This is a genomic window from Microbulbifer variabilis (genome assembly GCF_052467165.1).
The window spans coordinates 1,772,471-1,789,385 of sequence record NZ_CP174301.1 but is presented as its reverse complement, the minus strand read 5'-3'; the positions used below and the strand labels follow the sequence as shown (position 1 = coordinate 1,789,385).

Sequence of the window (16,915 nt, the reverse complement as noted above, 5' to 3'; positions counted from 1 at the left end):
AATTAGAGCTTCGCTGGCCACCTGCTACTGATGTGTAGACCGAATCTCCCACACATTATGAATCTTCGGATTTCTTTGGAAATCCTTATCCAGCAACTGCAGGCACTTAACAGAAAAGTCCCTGGTTACATCCTCATCCATCCTAAAGCTGCGCAGGTTATTAGAAAAAACCAAGGTTCCCCCCGGTGCCAGTAAAGCCATACATTGGCGTACCAGCTTCCCGTGGTCGCGCTGGACATCCAATACTCCACGCATCTTGGCAGAATTAGAGAAACTCGGGGGGTCAAGGAAGATAAGGTCGTAGTGTCCTTTACGATTTTGCTGTGCTGACATCAGCCACTGCAAGCAGTCCGCCTCTACCAGTTGGTGTTTGTAGGGGTCCATATTATTCGCACGGAAATTACGCGCAGCACAGGCTTGATATGTTCTAGACATATCCACACTAGTACTCTGCACACAGCCCCCCCTGGCTGCCTGTACAGTCGCACTGGCGGTGTAGCAGAACAAATTTAAAAACTTCTTACCAGAGGCTAGTTCACGCAGATACTTGCGCACAGGACGATGATCGAGGAACAGCCCAGTATCGAGATAGCTCCACAAGTCGACTTCAAACTCTGCACCATACTCTCGCACCCACAGAGTAGTTCCCGCTTTTGCCTGCTTCTGGTACTGGCCACCTCCCTTTTGTCCACTCTTGTGACTATGGCGACGTCTCTCTTTGATACTGATATTTGCACGGGGCAACTCCAGAACACACTGAACAGCTCGAAGCAAATCACGCAGTCGATTACGGGCTTTTCCTTCATCAATACTGGCCGGAGGGCGATACTCCTGAAGGTGCGCATACAGAGTTCCATCTATGGTTTTGTACAAATCCACCGCCGCTGAATACTCAGGTAAATCTGCATCGTAAAGGCGGTAGCAATCAACACCATTTCTGTTTGCCCATTTGCCGGTAGTTCGCAGATTTTTACGCAGGCGGTTGGCCACCATTTCAGCCTCGACGGACAGCTTACGCGCTCTGTCAGTCGCTTGGCCCGATTCACTCTGCTGGTGTACTTGGAATAGCAATAATTGGCTGGGGATACTGCCGTTATATAGCTGGTAATGTTTATGAGAACGCAACCCGGTGGAGTAGCCCAATTCGGGATTACCAGTGAAAACACCAACCTGCCAACCGGCAAATTCCGACTTTAGTTGGCGACCCAGCTCCGCATAAGTTTCGCGCAGGGCCTCTTGCTCACCCAGGCGCTCGCCATAGGGCGGGTTGGTCAGCACCAAACCGGGTTTAACCTCTCGATGGCTTGGCACCTTAAAGGACCCTACAGGGCGACAGCTAACTCTAACCTGGCGCTCAAGGCCCGCCCGGTCGATGTTAGCTTCGGCAGCAAATAGCACCTTCGCATCCGCATCATAGCCACGAATCTCCGGCAGTTTCTTTTCCATGCCTGCGGCGCGGCGCTGTAGTGCTTCCTCCCGCAGGTTATTCCAGATATCACTTTGATGATTGAGCCAACGCTCAAAACCAAAGCTCTCTCGAAAGAGCCCTGGAGCGATATCTGCCGCAATCATGGCTGCCTCAATCAGAATGGTGCCAGAACCACACATTGGATCCAGCAGAGCTCCCCCATCAGCTGCGATCTGAGGCCATCGAGAACGCAAAAGCAACGCCGCAGCCAGGTTTTCCTTCAAGGGTGCCGCGCCAATATGGGTTCTATAACCTCTTTTGTGCAAGCTATCACCACTGAGATCGACAGCAATATCTAACCTGTCGCGGTTGAGACGTAAAGCCACCGTGAGATCTGGATGATGTTTATCAATTGTTGGTCTGGCACCGGTCTGGTTACGCAGGCGATCGACAATGGCATCCTTGGTCTTTTGTGCGCCAAACTGGCTATTGCGAATCTCACGGTTTGTCCCCGAAAACTGCAGCCAAAGCTTGCCAGACGGCCGGATATGTTGTTCCCAGGGCTGTGCAGCAACGGCCCGATACAAGTCATCTGCACTGCTGATACGAACTTGCTCCAGTTGCAACAAAATACGATTCGCCAGGCGACTCCAGAGGCAACAACGATAGGCTACCTCAAGAGAGCCAGAGAAATGCACTGCCGCAGGCTGCTCCCGCCTGATATCAGCACCTAGAGTGCGCAATTCCCCGACAAGTAAGCTCTCCAAGCCTTTGGGACAAGTCGCAGTAAACTGAAATTCTTCCATATGAGGGTCTGTCAAAACTATTACTCAATTAACCCCGGCAAAATGGGGGATTTCGCACCTGTAGGTGCCAATTTGAAAAAGAGGTTGCGCAGCCATCAGAAAATTGGGGTCACCTTCCTCTCAGCTATTTAAAATCGCCACCTTTCTGGCGCGATTATCCCATTTTGGCTCGGCTCCGCCTACGCCAGGCGCCTCCTGGAACACAGTGTCCATTTAGTCATATGATTTTTTATGCCCAAATTAATACCACTCACAGGTTACTGAGTCAGATTTTCCGATCGCCCCACCTTCACAGTATTCTTGGAATGTGGAGGAGTGACAGGAATCGTACGTGGCTGCCCGAAGGAAAGATTCACTAGACTCAAAATATCGATGCAATAAAACTGTAACGAGCATCCATCACGCCGCGTAGCAATCCGAACATCTACAAGCAGAGGTGCCGTATTGATGAGACGCCAAAAACGCAATCACGCCGACAGGGCCTTCTACAAGGGTTATTTGGCCGCCCTAAACAATAAGTCCATTGACAGCTGCCCTTTTGTCGAAAGCGATCCCCATCAGGAATGGGTAAACGGCTGGCGTGAAGGGCGGGAAGACTACTGGAACGGCTTTGATAGGATTACAAAGGCGCAAAAATTGGAGATCTATGGCGCTATTTCCACCGATATTCAGTATCCCGATGGGTGGAGTACTATTTAGAACACATAACCTGAGCGTTTATCTACAAAACCAAGCCCAAAATAGATAGCGCGCCTCTATGCAGGCGCGCTAAACATTTGCTCACCACCCAGCTCAATCAGAATTTCTCAGGCTGGGCGCTTCGACCTCTAATCATCTTCCGAGCGACGGCGGCGCTCCAGCGCAATAGCCTCCACTGCCTCACGAATCAGCCTAGGCCCACGGTAAATAAATCCGGTATATACCTGTACAGCTGTAGCCCCAGCGCGAATTTTCTCAGCAGCACTATCCCCATCGAAAATGCCACCAACACCAATAATTGGTATCTGCTTTTCCAAGGCCTCGGATAGCTGGGCAATCACCTGGGTGGAACGCTGCTGCAGTGGCTTGCCACTAAGTCCCCCCTCCTCCGTACCATGCGGCAGATTGGAAACCAATGATTTATCGATAGTCGTATTGGTCGCGATTACACCGTCAATGCTGTATTCACACAGCGCTTCGGCAATCTGCGCAATGGCATCACCATCCATATCCGGAGCAATCTTCACAGCCACCGGCACATAGCGGTCACTCTTTTGAGCTAACTGCATCTGCTTGTCTTTGATACTTCCCAGTAACCGGTTGAGGCTGTCGCCAAACTGCAGGTCGCGCAGTCCCTTGGTATTGGGAGAGGATACATTGGCAGTAATGTAATCGGCATAGCGATAGACTTTCTCCATGCACAGACAGTAGTCATCTGCGGCCTTCTCCACCGGTGTATCGAAGTTCTTGCCCACATTGATACCCAGTACACCTTTGTAGCGGCGATGTTTTACACGCTCGATCAGGTAATCAACGCCAAGGTTATTGAACCCCATGCGATTAATAATGGCGTCAGCCTCTTCTACTCGAAACAATCGCGGTAGAGGGTTGCCGGGCTGTGGCCGGGGAGTCACAGTCCCCACCTCTACAAAACCAAAGCCCAAAGCCCCTAATCCGTTGAAAGCCTGCGCATTCTTGTCCAGACCTGCGGCCAGTCCCACAGGGTTGGGCAGGGTCAACCCCATCAGCTCTACCGGATCGTGCGCTATCGGCTTCTTAAACAGGGACATTAAGCCGAGGCGCTCGGCGGCACCGATCGCATCCAATGAGAGGTGGTGGGCCCGCTCAGGGTCGAGCGCAAACAAAGCTTTACGCAGAGTCGAATACATACCTTTCCTTAAATAGGAGCCAGCCCCACCCACCAGATGGCAACAAGTGGAGCCATGTGTTTTAGCATACAAACGAGAGGCCACCCAAGGGTGGCCTCTCAGCAAGCCTGGCTAGCTTACTCTGCCAGATCTTCGCGATCAGCAGTGGCATGGGCGAGGTACATTAACTCGCGCAGGGCCACGGTGAACATCGCAAAATCACTGACAGCGGAAGCCTTCAACTCGGCAATCATATTGTGCCAACGCTGAATAGCTGGCGCCATGATAGCGCTCCAGCGCGACATTGCACTATCTACATCCAATTTCTCATCGCCGGCCAAGCGCATAATGTTCACTGCCAGCGTCGAGAGTTGGCTATCCAGATCATCCATACTGGTTTCCCTGGCCTGTGCCTGCCAGAAACTATCCACCGGCAAATCCACGATCAGATTACCAAACCAGTGCAAATTCAACTCATCAGAGAGCCTGAAATAGACAGTGGCCACCTCTTCTACCGGTCTCTCGCTGGCGCGGGCCGACTCGGAAATACCGAGGGCTGAGTACAGATAAGTGGGTGATGCCGACAATAGCGCCAAAGATTCTGGTACCCCTGCCTCCAGCAGCTTCTGGTAACGCTGCTCCCATTCGGTGAGAGGGTCGCCGCTCAAGACTTTTGGCAAAGCCTTGATTACCCGCTGCACCGACTCCTGGAACAACTCGCAGTTTTGTGCAGGCTCCAGCTCACTGCGACGATTGCGCAGGAACCAGCGCGTAGCGCGTCGAACCCGGCCGATCATTGAATTCAGCAGTTCAGTTTGCAGCTCAGCGGGCACTTTGTAATCCAGTTCCGCCAGCTGCTCCTGAAACTCCGGCATTTTGTAGACATCGCGGGCACTGACATAAGCTGCTGCAACATCATTTACATCTGCGCCGGTAGCCGTACTGATGCGGTTATAAAAGGTAATACCCATACTGTTGACCAGTTCGTTGGCCACCTGGGTGGATACTATCTGGCGCAAGAGTGGATGCTCGTAAACCTGCTCTTTATAGCGCTTAACCAGCTCTGGCGGGAAGGCGGACTCTACAGCTTCGCGCACGCGGGGGTTGTCGGTAATCTCTGCGCCTTGCAATTCCTCTTTGAGCTTCACCTTCACATAGGAGATCAATACCGACAGTTCTGGCCTTGTTAGGGTCTGCCCTTTGTGCACGCGTTCAGAAATCTGTTCATTGTCAGGGATAAACTCCAATGCGCGATTCAGACGGCCATCATCCTCAAGCGTGTTAATCGTGCGGCGATATTCATCCAAGCGCTTGGAAACCTGGTACTCAGCCACGCTCAAGGCTCGAGTCTGATCATAGTTATTGTGCAGCACAAGATCGCTCACAGAGTCAGTCATGCCATGCAGCAACTGGTTTCGCTGTTTGTCGGTCAGGTCTCCACTAGCCACAACCTTATCGAGCAGAATCTTGATATTCACTTCGTGGTCCGAGCAGTCCACGCCGGCAGCATTGTCAATAAAGTCGGTATTACAGCGACCACCATTAAGCGCAAATTCAATTCGCCCGCGTTGGGTCATACCCAAATTACCACCCTCACCAAAGACCTTGGCACGCAGCTCAAGACCATTCACGCGCAAGTGGTCATTGGACTTGTCCCCAACTTCTGCATCTGATTCGGTAGCTGCTTTAACATAAGTGCCAATACCACCGTTCCAGATTAAATCTACCGGTGCTCGCAGCAGCGCACTAATCAACTCATTGGGTGTAAGTTGATTTTCTTTAATATCGAAGGCTTCCTTCATCTCCGGAGAAATCTTGATTGCCTTTACACGGCGCTCAAAGATACCGCCACCTTTTGAGATCAGGTCACGGTTATAATCGCGCCAACTTGAGCGCGGCAAATCAAATAAGCGCTTGCGCTCTTCAAAACTCGAGGCGGCATCCGGGCTTGGGTCAATAAAAATATGCATGTGGTTGAAAGCGGCTTTCAGGCGAATATGTTCAGACAGCAACATGCCATTACCGAACACATCCCCTCCCATATCACCGATTCCCACTACGGAAAAGTCCTCTCGCTGGACATCCACTCCCATTTCACGGAAGTGTCTCTGTACCGACACCCAGGCACCCCGGGCGGTGATTCCCATTTTCTTATGGTCATACCCCTGGCTACCACCTGAGGCAAAGGCATCGCCCAACCAAAAGCCATAATCCTCAGCGATGCCATTGGCAATATCAGAGAAAGTTGCAGTTCCCTTATCGGCAGCCACGACCAGGTAAGGATCATCCTCGTCTCGGCGCACCACCAGCTTAGGCGGCACTATCTCACCATCTTTCAGGTTATCGGTAATATCCAATAATCCACGGATAAATGTTTTGTAGCAGGCAATACCCTCTTCCATCAGAGCTTCGCGACTGCCGTCCGCCGGCGGACGACGCATCACAAAGCCTCCCTTCGCTCCGCTGGGCACAATCACTGCATTTTTTACTGCCTGGGCTTTAACCAGCCCTAGCACTTCTGTACGGAAATCTTCCAAGCGATCCGACCAGCGCAGGCCACCGCGCGCCACCTTACTGCCACGTAGATGCACCCCCTCTACCCTCGGCGAGTAGACAAAAATTTCAAATTCAGGACGTGGCTCCGGGATACCGGGAATATCCCGCGGGCTGAATTTAATTGAGATGTAATCTTTAGGCTCACCCTCTGCGTCAGTCTGGAAGAAGTTGGTACGCAAAGTCGCAAGTATCAGCTCCAGATAGCGGCGCAACACCAGGTCTTCATTCAGGTTTTCGACACTATCGAGATTGTCGTGAATCTTGCTAATCAAACGCTCAACCCGTGTCTGCTCCTGCTTGCCTGTGCTGAGTCGCGGATCAAACAGGGCACGGAAAAGAGCTACCAGGTTGCGGGTGATTTCCACGTGGTTGGCAAGAGTCGCGGCAATATAACTCTGACTGGCACTGGATTTGGTCTGCTTGAGGTAGCGAGCGTAAGCTCTCAGCATGGATACTTCGCGCCAGTTCAAACGCGCGGCAAGTACCAGGCGATTAAAGGCATCACTCTCGGCGGTATGATTCCAAATAGCGGCAAAGGCGTCCTGGAATAAACCCCGGGATGCCTGTGCATCAATCTTGGTGGGCAAACCGAACTCCAGGTGGAATTCGTGCATCCATACATCGGTCCCACCACAGGGACGAATGGTATAGGGGAATTCACCAATTACCCTTAAGCCGAGGTTCTCCAACACAGGGATTACATCGGAAAGAGTGAGGCCGCTACCCCAGTTAAACACTTTAAAACGCAGGCTGCCCTGGGCCGCACCAACCGGCTGGTAAAAACTCATTGCCACCCGATTATTTTCACTGAGCCCTTGGATCGCAGCTACATCCTGTACGGCAATTCGCGGCTCAAAATCCTCGCGGTAGCCAGCGGGGAAGGCACGGCCAAAGATGCGGAAAAGACGATTGCCCTCTTCCTCACCGCTGCTGTCAATAAGTGATCTCTGAAATACATCTTCCCAGGAGCGGGTTATATCCACAATCTGCGCCTCCAACAGCGCCACATCTATATCTACAGGCTCATCGGGTGAAACACGGAAAACAAAGTGCACCCGGGCGAGAATCGACTCGGAAAAAAAGGTAGTGAAGTCTGAATCCTTGGCCTTGATCGCCTTGGCAATATGGGAGCAAATCAGTTCACGTACACTACTGCTGAACTGCTCCCGCGGTACATACACTGTTGCAGTGACAAATTTGCCGAATGGATCGCGACGCATAAACAAGCGGATATGCGCGCGTTCATTTAAGCTCAGCACCCCCATGACTACATCGAATAACTCCTGGGTACTGCCCTGGAACAATTCATCGCGGGGAAAAGTATCCAGAATCCTACGCAGTGCCTTACCGTCGTGACCATGACCGGAAAGACCACTGGACTCAATCATAGAAGCCATCTTGCGGCGTATAATCGGTATTTTCGCCGGGCTTTCAGTGTAAACCGGAGAGGTATAGAGCCCCATAAAGGCAGACTCTCCAATCACCTCACCTTCAGCGTTATAGCGTTTGACCATCACATAGTCAGAATAAGCACTGCGATGCACTCGGGATTTAACTGAGGACTTGGCAAAAGTTAAGTAGTTGGGGCCTTGATAAAAGCGCTGCTTACCTTCGCTAAACGCTGTCTCAGGCATGGGGGCTGCAGCTTCTTCCAGCTTTTTGAAAATCCCCAGGCGGCGATCTTCCACCTCGCTGAGAATTTTCTTATCGCCTACCTGGCTAAACTCATATTCCCGATACCCAAGAAACGTGAAGTTGCCATCTCGCATCCATTGCATGAAGGCACAAGCCTCCAGCAAATTAGTTTCATCTTCGGATAGCCCCGCACGCAACTGGCCCTCCATCGCACTACAGGTCTCGAGCATTGGCGCGTAATCATCGACCACCAGCTCTACATCGCCAAGTATATCCTTTAATGCCGACGACAAACTGGAGGCAAACTCTGTTGAGGTATCGTGATTTACCTCAATATAAATCAGCGCCTCATTGAGCAACTTAGAGCCCTTGGCGGGTTTGTGCTCTTTTCCTGAAACGTGCTCATAAGAGAGATCGAGAGATTCATCGCGGGGCGGAAGCAAGTGCTTCAATTTACCGCCGGCATTGCGCTCAAGATGCAAGACTGTGCTCTTGATCGAGTGAATAACCGTATTTCTTTGGTTGACCTCCATACGTACCGAGTCAACCAGAAATGGCATATCTCGTACAAGGATGCCAATCACCGTATGTGAACACTCCCAGCCATCATCCTCCAGACGCGGATTGAAGATACGCACCTTAGGTAAATCATCTGAGCGCTGCTGAATAAAGTTCCACCAGGAATAGATGCAACCGTAAACATCCACCAAGCGCCGGCCTTCCAGGTCCTCCAGTGGATACTGGTGCAGGAACTGCTGCGCAAAAGCCACAACAGGCTCCGCTTCACTCGCCAGCTTGTCACGAATCAGCTCACAAATTTGTGCCACCAATTCCTCACGGCTATCGGTAATCACCGTCGCCATATTCACGGGGAACCTCCCAATCTCATTTTTGTCACATCGAATCCAAAGACTGTAGATCCGAAAAGATAGTCATCTCATCCCCTGTGTGCTGCAGGAGAGAGTCCTAAAAATTAAACTTTCACTTAGCCTTCGGGAAGGCACCAGAGCCTCCTCGAATTATGTCGCTTAACAAGTGTGTGCGTGCTCAGTGGTTGCCTCTTCATCTGATGCCGCTAAAATCGACGTGCCCCACCTTCTTGGCGGCGACTATATATAAAAGATGGTAGATAGCCACCCAAATCGACAGGGTAGGCGCAATCGCAAAAGAAGAGACGCTATGGAAGCAAACCGGAATTTCAGAGATCGCATTATCGCATTGGGCAACTGGCTGGAAGAGCAGATTATCGGTCAGGAGACACTGGTTAATCGCATATTGATTGCCTTGCTTGCGGATGGCCACCTGCTGGTTGAGGGCGCCCCAGGCCTCGCCAAAACCAAGGCGATTAAAACATTGGGTGAAGCTATTGAGGGAGACTTCCATCGCGTTCAATTTACGCCAGATCTGCTACCGGCAGATATTACCGGCACCGACATCTACAGGCCGGAAACCGGAGAGTTCCATTTTCAACCCGGACCGGTATTTCACAACCTGATCCTGGCCGATGAGATAAATCGCGCGCCGGCCAAAGTACAGTCGGCACTGCTGGAGGCCATGGCCGAGCGACAGATCAGTGTAGGCCGAAAAACCTATCCGCTACCGCAATTATTTTTGGTGATGGCCACCCAAAACCCTATTGAGCAGGAGGGGACTTATCCTCTACCTGAAGCCCAATTGGACAGATTCCTGATGCAGGTGAATCTTGCCTACCCCAACGCAGAGGCGGAAGCAAAAATCCTGCGGCTGGCCAGATCCGAGGCTACTCTTGGCGAAAATCGCCCCTCAGATATTATTAACCAGGAGACAATTTTCCAGGCCCGCAACCAGATTCTGGAAATGCAGATGGTTGAAGCTGTGGAGACCTATACTGTCCAACTTGTCATTGCTACGCGCGAACCGGCGAAGTATGACAGCGAGCTGGCTTCATGGCTAGATTTTGGTGCCAGTCCGCGAGCAACAATTGCTCTCGACCGCTGTGCACGCGCACGAGCATGGCTCGCAGGCCGAGATTATGTTACACCCGATGATGTTATGGACGTGGCACCAGATATTCTTCGTCACCGCTTGCTGCTTAGCTTTGAGGCCGAGGCCGCTGGTATCACGACCGACCATGTCATCCAACGCCTTCTGCAGCAGGTACCGGCAATCTAATGCACGCGGCAACCTCCCCAACGGAATTCGACTTACGCGGGGCTTACCCAGAGGTGGGCTCACTTGTACAAATGCGATATGTTGCACGCCAGCTGCAATTATTCAAGCCGCGCCTTGTACGTAGCGACCAAGCAGGCAACCTGCTGACTCGCTACCGCGGACGCGGGATGAATTTTGAAGAGGTGCGAGACTATCAGGCTGGCGATGATGTCCGCTCTATCGACTGGCGTGTAACAGCCCGCACAGGAAAAACCCACACCAAGCTTTATCAGGAGGAGAGAGAAAGGCCCGTTATAATCCTTTTGGATCTGCGTTCGCCAATGTTTTTTGGCAGCCATCGAGCCTTCAAGTCTGTCGCTGCAAGTGGAATTGCCGCAGCACTAGGCTGGGCTGGGCTCCAGCACAGCGACCGCATTGGCGCCCTACTTTTTTCCGACCGCGAAATAGATACAGTCAGACCGCGACGCAGTCACCACGCAGTGCTGTCAATGATACATAGTACCGTGGCCAGAGCTGCAGAATTGTGCAGTCCTGTAGCGGAAAGCGGCAGCCAAACCATGAAAAACCTTCTGGAAGAGGCTCGGCGTATCGCCCGCCCCGGTAGCGCTTTATTTCTGATTAGTGACTGCCATGATCTGGATGCCCACTGCTCTCAATCCCTATACCTACTATCGCGACATGCGGATTTACAAGTGATTCGGATTACCGATCCACTAGAGCTACATTTACCGACTCAATCACTCACGATATCCGATGGTCGCCAACGCACATTTCTGAATGCAGGCAACAAGCCCCTGCGCGATCATTTCGCAGAAAAGCAGGCGCAAATACGGACCGACGTCGAACAGCTTTGCCGCCGACACCGATTGCCATTGCTGGATTTTGATAACACCAAGCCCCTAGTGCCTGAGTTGATATCATTCTACGGCTCACGCCAACAAAATGGTTGGCATAAGAATAAAAGGCAGTAGCTGTGAAGGATAAGGATGCAAATGTGTTTTTGGTGCTAGAACTCTATTTCGCAGGTGAGATGGCAAAGCCTTCGATGGGGGAAGCATGTTGAGAAAACAGCAACAAATGCAAAGTCCTTCACCGGAAGCCCAGGAGCTATTGGCGCAACTTTACGATATTCAGGAACCGACCCCCATCAGCTGGTGGCCACCGGCTCCCGGTTGGTGGATTCTCGCCGCAATACTCTTGTTAAGCGTTTTGGGAATCACCCTGTTAGTCAGTTACCAACGTAAAAAAGCGGCGCGCAATCGTTACCGTATTGAGGCTATTAAACTGCTGGAAGCTGTAGATAATACTCAGGCAACAGCTACCGCAGAAATTAATGAGATCCTCAAGCGTGTTGCCGTAACTACCTTTGGTAGATCTCATTGTGGAAACCTCACCGGTGATCAATGGCTGAGCTTCCTGGAGAAATCTGCAGCCCATAAGTGCCCTCCAGATGCACGCCAAGCTCTACTGGAGCAACTCTACCGTGGAGTTTCTGACCCTCGAAATAACCAGGCACTACGCGAATATGCAATCACCTGGGTGAAAATACACGGTCTGCAGTCCCACCAGCCCTCTGCATTAGTACACAAGGAGGCTGCCGGTGTTTGAATTCGCTTGGCCGTGGGTTTTCATTCTCATACCTTTGCCATTACTTGCCCGCTGGCTACTCCCCAGAGCCAAGCCTATCAGCAGCGCTTTAAAGGTTCCTTTTTACGCTGACCTATCCCAGCGCAGTGGCGGCGAGCAGCGCAACTACTTCGGCTTACTATTACTCATTGTGATTTGGCTGCTACTAATAAGTGCCGCCGCTCGACCCCGGTGGTACGGCGAGCCAATCACCCAGACCAGTAGCGCCCGTGATCTTTTAGTCGCAGTAGACATCTCCGGCAGCATGGAAACCCCGGATATGATGCTGGGCGGCCGGCCAGCGATGCGCATAAACGCCGTCAAACAGGTAGTTGGAGATTTTGTAGAACGCCGCCAGGGAGACCGGTTGGGACTAGTGTTGTTTGGTACCCGCGCTTACCTCCAGGCACCTCTCACTTACGACCGGGAAACCGTGGGCACATTATTGCGCGAAGCCCAGATTGGTTTTGCAGGCCAGGGCACTGCTATCGGGGATGCAATAGGTTTATCTGTAAAAAGGCTTACACAGCGCCCCGCGGATCAAAGAGTCCTCATACTCCTAACCGATGGTGCCAATACCGCAGGAGAGGTATCGCCACTAAAAGCGGCAGAGCTGGCACAACAGGCCGGGATTACTGTCTATACCATTGGCGTTGGAGCGGAGGAGATGGTGCAGCCCGGGTTGCTCGGCAGTCGTTTTGGCAGTCGCCGTATTAACCCCTCCCGAGACTTGGATAGCAAAACCCTTCAAGCTATTGCAGATGAAACCGGAGGGCGCTATTTCCGAGCGCACAACCCTCAGGAGCTTGCCAAAATCTACGCTGAGCTGGACGAATTGGAGCCAGTTGAACAGGAAGCGGAAAGTTATCGACCGCTAAAATCGCTGTTTATTTGGCCTCTAGGAATAGCTCTACTGCTTGCAGGAACCTGGGCCATCCTCCCTTTAGCAACCAATATGAGAGAGCTGCAAAGCAGCACCAAACAGAGACTTAATACCGGAGGCAAGGCCCTGTGAGTATTCCAGACCTTCTCCAGACCTTTCATTTCCTACGCCCCTACTGGCTGTGGTTACTAATTCCTGCCGCTCTGATTTGTTGGGGATTGGGAAGGACCATTCTCAACAGCGCACAGTTACAAAAGATTATCGATGCCGATTTGCTACCGCATCTCTTAATGCGTGGCGGCACCAGGCGTCCGTGGCTGTTTGCCCTGATATTTGCCATATTGGCGGCAATGATCATCTCCTTGGCCGGGCCAACCTGGCGAAAATTACCAACGCCGGTATACAGCAGTCAGGATGCCCTAGTCATACTCCTGGACCTGTCTCCATCCATGATGGCGACAGATCTCTCCCCTAACCGCCTAACCAGGGCACGCTTGAAAATCCTGGATATCCTACGCGAGCGCCAGGATGGGCTGACAGCCCTGGTCGCCTATGCCGGCGAGGCCCATGTAGTAACACCGCTCACCGAAGATACTGCTACGATTGCCAACCTGGTGCCTGCCCTATCCCCAGCAATCATGCCTGTGCCTGGCAGTAATATAGAAATGGCAGTCACCACAGGCATTCAGTTATTAAAAGATGGCGCTACCGGGCGCGGTCAGCTCCTGGCTGTCACTGACGGCATTGACCCTATCGCAGCGGATGCTGTGGCAAAGTCTCTTTCGGAGGCCAACGTTGAGCTAAATATTCTCGCGGTCGGTAGCGGCGAAGGCAGCCCCATTCCCCGGGGAAATAGCGGCGGCTTTGTCACCGATAGTAAAGGGGCGATCGTCATTTCCAATTTCGACCCCCGTGAACTCCGCCAGCTCGCTCAAGATAGCGGGGGCCGCTATGCAAAAATCACCGTGAACGACTCTGATATCGAGCACCTTCTTCCCCACTCTGAGAGCCCCCAAAAAGCTGAACTGACCGAAAGGGAATTCGACCAGTGGCGGGATGAGGGCCCTCTGCTCATTCTGCTCATACTGCCATTTGCCGCGCTTTTATTTCGTAAGGGGGCCCTAGCCTGTGCTCTACCCTTTGCATTGCTAGTAGGCTTTCCCAGCGACAGCTATGCGCTGGAATGGAAGGATTTGTGGCAGCGGAAGGACCAGCAGGGCCAGAAACTGCTTAATGAGGGGGAGCCCGGCCAAGCGGCAGAAACTTTCCGCAACCCACAATGGCGCGGCGCCGCCAATTACCGGGCCGGAGACTACGCAGCCGCCCAAAAAGACTTCTCCTTAAATAGCGATCCTCAAGCGCTCTACAACCTCGGCAATAGTCTCGTCCAGCAGGGCAATTACCAGCAGGCAATCGAAGCTTACGATAAGGCTCTGGAACAGGCTCCTCAATTTGCCGACGCAGAGCATAATCGGGAGATCGCGAAAAAGCTGCAGGAGCTGCACGAACGCCAGCAACAACAAGCTCAGCAGCAATCCGGGGAACAACAAAAACAGGAACAACAAGAGCAAGAACAACAGTCCGGAAATCAACAACAGCAAAGTCAACAGGACCAGCAGCAGGAAGACCAGCAACAACCGTCAACTAGTGAATCCCAAGCCTCGCAGCAGGAATCCGAGGGACAGGAGCAAGAACAATCGGCACAGCAACAACAGACTGCAAGCGAGCAGCAGGAAAACCAGGAACAGGAACAACAAAAAGCTCAGCAGGATGAAAAGGAACAAGAAGAGGGGCGGGAACAAGAGCAACCCGCTAATGCGAAGGAAAACACCCTGGACCCAGAAACCCAGCAAGCGCTGGATCAGTGGCTGCGGCAAATCCCTGACGATCCCGCTGGTTTGATGCGTGAGAAATTCAAGTATGAAAGCCTGCAAAGACGCCGGGCCTATCGCAGTGGGGAGTGGGAGCCCCCAGAAAATGGCGCTACGCAGAGGTGGTAAAAGTTCACCACTTATGGATTTCTGAGTGCCCTAATTTCGGAAAAGTTAATGGTACACGTAAACGAAAAGCAAATGATAAACAGCGTATTCAGCCAACTTGGCCTCTATCACTTGTTCTTTTTTTTGCTGTTACTTGGTAGCAGCAACCTTAGTTTCGCCAGTGACCTAACAGCCACTGTCGACAGGAATAAAATAGGCATCGATGAAACTGTCAACTTACGTGTGCGCTACTCCGGCGATGAAAACGGCGGGCAGCCTGACCTTGAGCAACTTGAGCAGGATTTCGATATCCTCTCCAGACAGCAATCCAATCAATACCGGGTAATAAATGGCCGCGCAGAAAGCTTTGTAGAGTGGACGCTTACACTCGCGCCCAAGCGTGAAGGAAAACTGTTCGTACCATCTTTCCACTACAAAGGCCAAGTATCAGATGCGATTCCAGTCACGGTTAGTGAAGCAGGCAATACTCCTGATGGCACCAACCGCAAGGCATTTTTGGAAATTGAGCTGGATAAAGATAAAGCCTATGTACAAGAACAGATACTGGTCAAAGTACGCCTGTACACCACTATTGGCTTACACGATATAGCCACAGAGCCTCTCCAGGTTGCCGGTGCTCACGTAGAAAAAGTTGATGAACAGCGCTATGAGCGCAAGCTGGATGGTATTAGCCATGCGGTATACGAGCTTACTTATGCGGTCTTTCCAGATAGCTCCGGTCAACTCTCCATCCCTGCCCTGACTTATGTAGCCATTGCTGGGCGCAGAGATCCCTTCTCTCTGTTTAATCGAAATAGCCAACGCCTACGCCTGCGCTCACAAGCGAAAACAATAGAAGTGCTTCCGAAGCCGGATAGTTATAGTGGAATTGACTGGCTACCAGCTGCGAGCCTGGGGATCGTGCAGAGTTGGAGTCAGGACCCAGATACATTTACTGTCGGCGAGCCTATCACTCGCATCCTCACTATTCGCGCTGAAGGTCTGAGAGCCGCCCAACTCCCACCATTGCCCAAGCTTGACGTAGAAGGGCTTAAGACTTATCCAGACCAACCCCAACAAGAGGACCAGATTGGCCCAAATGGAGTAACCGGCAGCCGTATAGAAACCACTGCAATCGTTGCCACCCAGCCTGGTGACTACCAACTCCCCGCTATTACTGTTACCTGGTGGGACACCAAGAGTAAAAAACAGCGGGCCACTCAGTTACCAGCTTTTCGTTTTAATGTCAGTGGTACAGCAGCAACCTCACCGCAAAATCAAGAACCTGGTCAATTACTCTCCCCGGCCTCCAGCACTACAAGCCTAGAAATCCAGGACTACTTTTGGCGCAACTTGGCTATAGCGGCAATCGCATCACACTTACTGTGGGTTATCTATTTTTACCGAACTCGCTGGAACAGCCACAGGCCAAACAGCCACCAAACTCCGAGGAATACGACGGCACAGCGAGAATCAGCTCTAAGGAGGGCTGTGGATAGTGGAACACCGTCATACATCCAAAAAGCTCTTTTAGATTGGATTCATGTACGCTGGCCCCAGCTAAGAGGCAGCAACCTCACAGAAAGTACCCAACAATTAGCTTTTGAAGAGCTTGAAGAGCTTCATGGACTCTTAAGCGCAGCTATATATCAAGAACAGCCACGGCCGTTGAATCAACAGAAAGTCAAAGTTTTGGTGGAACGGTTGCTGGAAAAGCAATTGCCTTTTTCGGAAAGCACAGAAGAAGAATCTTTACCGAAATTATTTACCTAAGTAATACCTGCGCCCACAAAAAAGACTGCAAACATACACCCCTCCAAAAAGAGGGGTGAGCTCTACTATTATCACTTAATATTTTTTTGATAAAGGAAGTTTATCTACTCATAACATCAAGCAACAAGGAATCAAACCACTATAAAATCTCACCACTGGTGCGGACGCCCCCTAAACACACTCTTGACCTTAACGTTTAGAGTGACCTATCTAAGCACCAACAAAAAGAACTTATGTTAAAAGTGCACCTC

Annotated in this window: 10 protein-coding genes; 7 read left to right on the top strand and 3 right to left on the bottom strand. The window is 51.6% G+C overall.

Annotation, left to right across the window (positions count from 1 at the left end):
• Positions 1-24 precede the first annotated feature (24 nt).
• The gene (gene rlmKL, locus ACJJIP_RS08070; RefSeq protein WP_353376402.1) at positions 25-2,214 is read right to left on the bottom strand and encodes a bifunctional 23S rRNA (guanine(2069)-N(7))-methyltransferase RlmK/23S rRNA (guanine(2445)-N(2))-methyltransferase RlmL; all 2,190 of its coding nucleotides are present in this window, start codon (positions 2,212-2,214) and stop codon (positions 25-27) included.
• A 447-nt stretch (positions 2,215-2,661) separates the two neighbouring features.
• Between rlmKL and rmf the strand changes: the two genes are divergently transcribed.
• The gene (gene rmf, locus ACJJIP_RS08065) at positions 2,662-2,913 is read left to right on the top strand and encodes a ribosome modulation factor (protein ID WP_020413112.1); all 252 of its coding nucleotides are present in this window, start codon (positions 2,662-2,664) and stop codon (positions 2,911-2,913) included.
• A 128-nt stretch (positions 2,914-3,041) separates the two neighbouring features.
• Here the strand turns inward: rmf and ACJJIP_RS08060 are convergent, their stop codons facing one another.
• Positions 3,042-4,082, bottom strand: coding sequence for a quinone-dependent dihydroorotate dehydrogenase (locus ACJJIP_RS08060; protein WP_020413113.1), 1,041 nt, complete (start codon positions 4,080-4,082; stop codon positions 3,042-3,044).
• Positions 4,083-4,198: 116 nt separating this feature from the next.
• Positions 4,199-9,115: an NAD-glutamate dehydrogenase gene (locus ACJJIP_RS08055; RefSeq protein ID WP_444946917.1), complete on the bottom strand. Its 4,917-nt coding sequence runs from the start codon at positions 9,113-9,115 to the stop codon at positions 4,199-4,201.
• A gap of 316 nt (positions 9,116-9,431) precedes the next feature.
• Between ACJJIP_RS08055 and ACJJIP_RS08050 the strand changes: the two genes are divergently transcribed.
• The 6 genes from ACJJIP_RS08050 (at position 9,432) to ACJJIP_RS08025 (ending at position 16,664) form a co-directional block, all read left to right on the top strand.
• Positions 9,432-10,403: an AAA family ATPase gene (locus ACJJIP_RS08050; RefSeq protein ID WP_020413115.1), complete on the top strand. Its 972-nt coding sequence runs from the start codon at positions 9,432-9,434 to the stop codon at positions 10,401-10,403.
• Positions 10,403-11,374: a DUF58 domain-containing protein gene (locus tag ACJJIP_RS08045; protein WP_353376406.1), complete on the top strand. Its 972-nt coding sequence runs from the start codon at positions 10,403-10,405 to the stop codon at positions 11,372-11,374. Before ACJJIP_RS08050 ends, ACJJIP_RS08045 begins: the two co-directional genes overlap by 1 nt.
• An 85-nt stretch (positions 11,375-11,459) precedes the next feature.
• Positions 11,460-12,011: a DUF4381 domain-containing protein gene (locus tag ACJJIP_RS08040; protein WP_020413117.1), complete on the top strand. Its 552-nt coding sequence runs from the start codon at positions 11,460-11,462 to the stop codon at positions 12,009-12,011.
• The gene (locus tag ACJJIP_RS08035; RefSeq protein WP_020413118.1) at positions 12,004-13,044 is read left to right on the top strand and encodes a vWA domain-containing protein; all 1,041 of its coding nucleotides are present in this window, start codon (positions 12,004-12,006) and stop codon (positions 13,042-13,044) included. Before ACJJIP_RS08040 ends, ACJJIP_RS08035 begins: the two co-directional genes overlap by 8 nt.
• Entirely contained in the window at positions 13,041-14,912 is a 1,872-nt protein-coding gene (locus ACJJIP_RS08030; protein WP_020413119.1) for a VWA domain-containing protein, read from the top strand. The genes ACJJIP_RS08035 and ACJJIP_RS08030 overlap by 4 nt, the downstream gene beginning before the upstream one ends.
• Before the next feature lie 72 nt (positions 14,913-14,984).
• Entirely contained in the window at positions 14,985-16,664 is a 1,680-nt protein-coding gene (locus ACJJIP_RS08025) for a BatD family protein (protein ID WP_444946608.1), read from the top strand.
• The last annotated feature ends 251 nt before the right edge of the window (positions 16,665-16,915 follow it).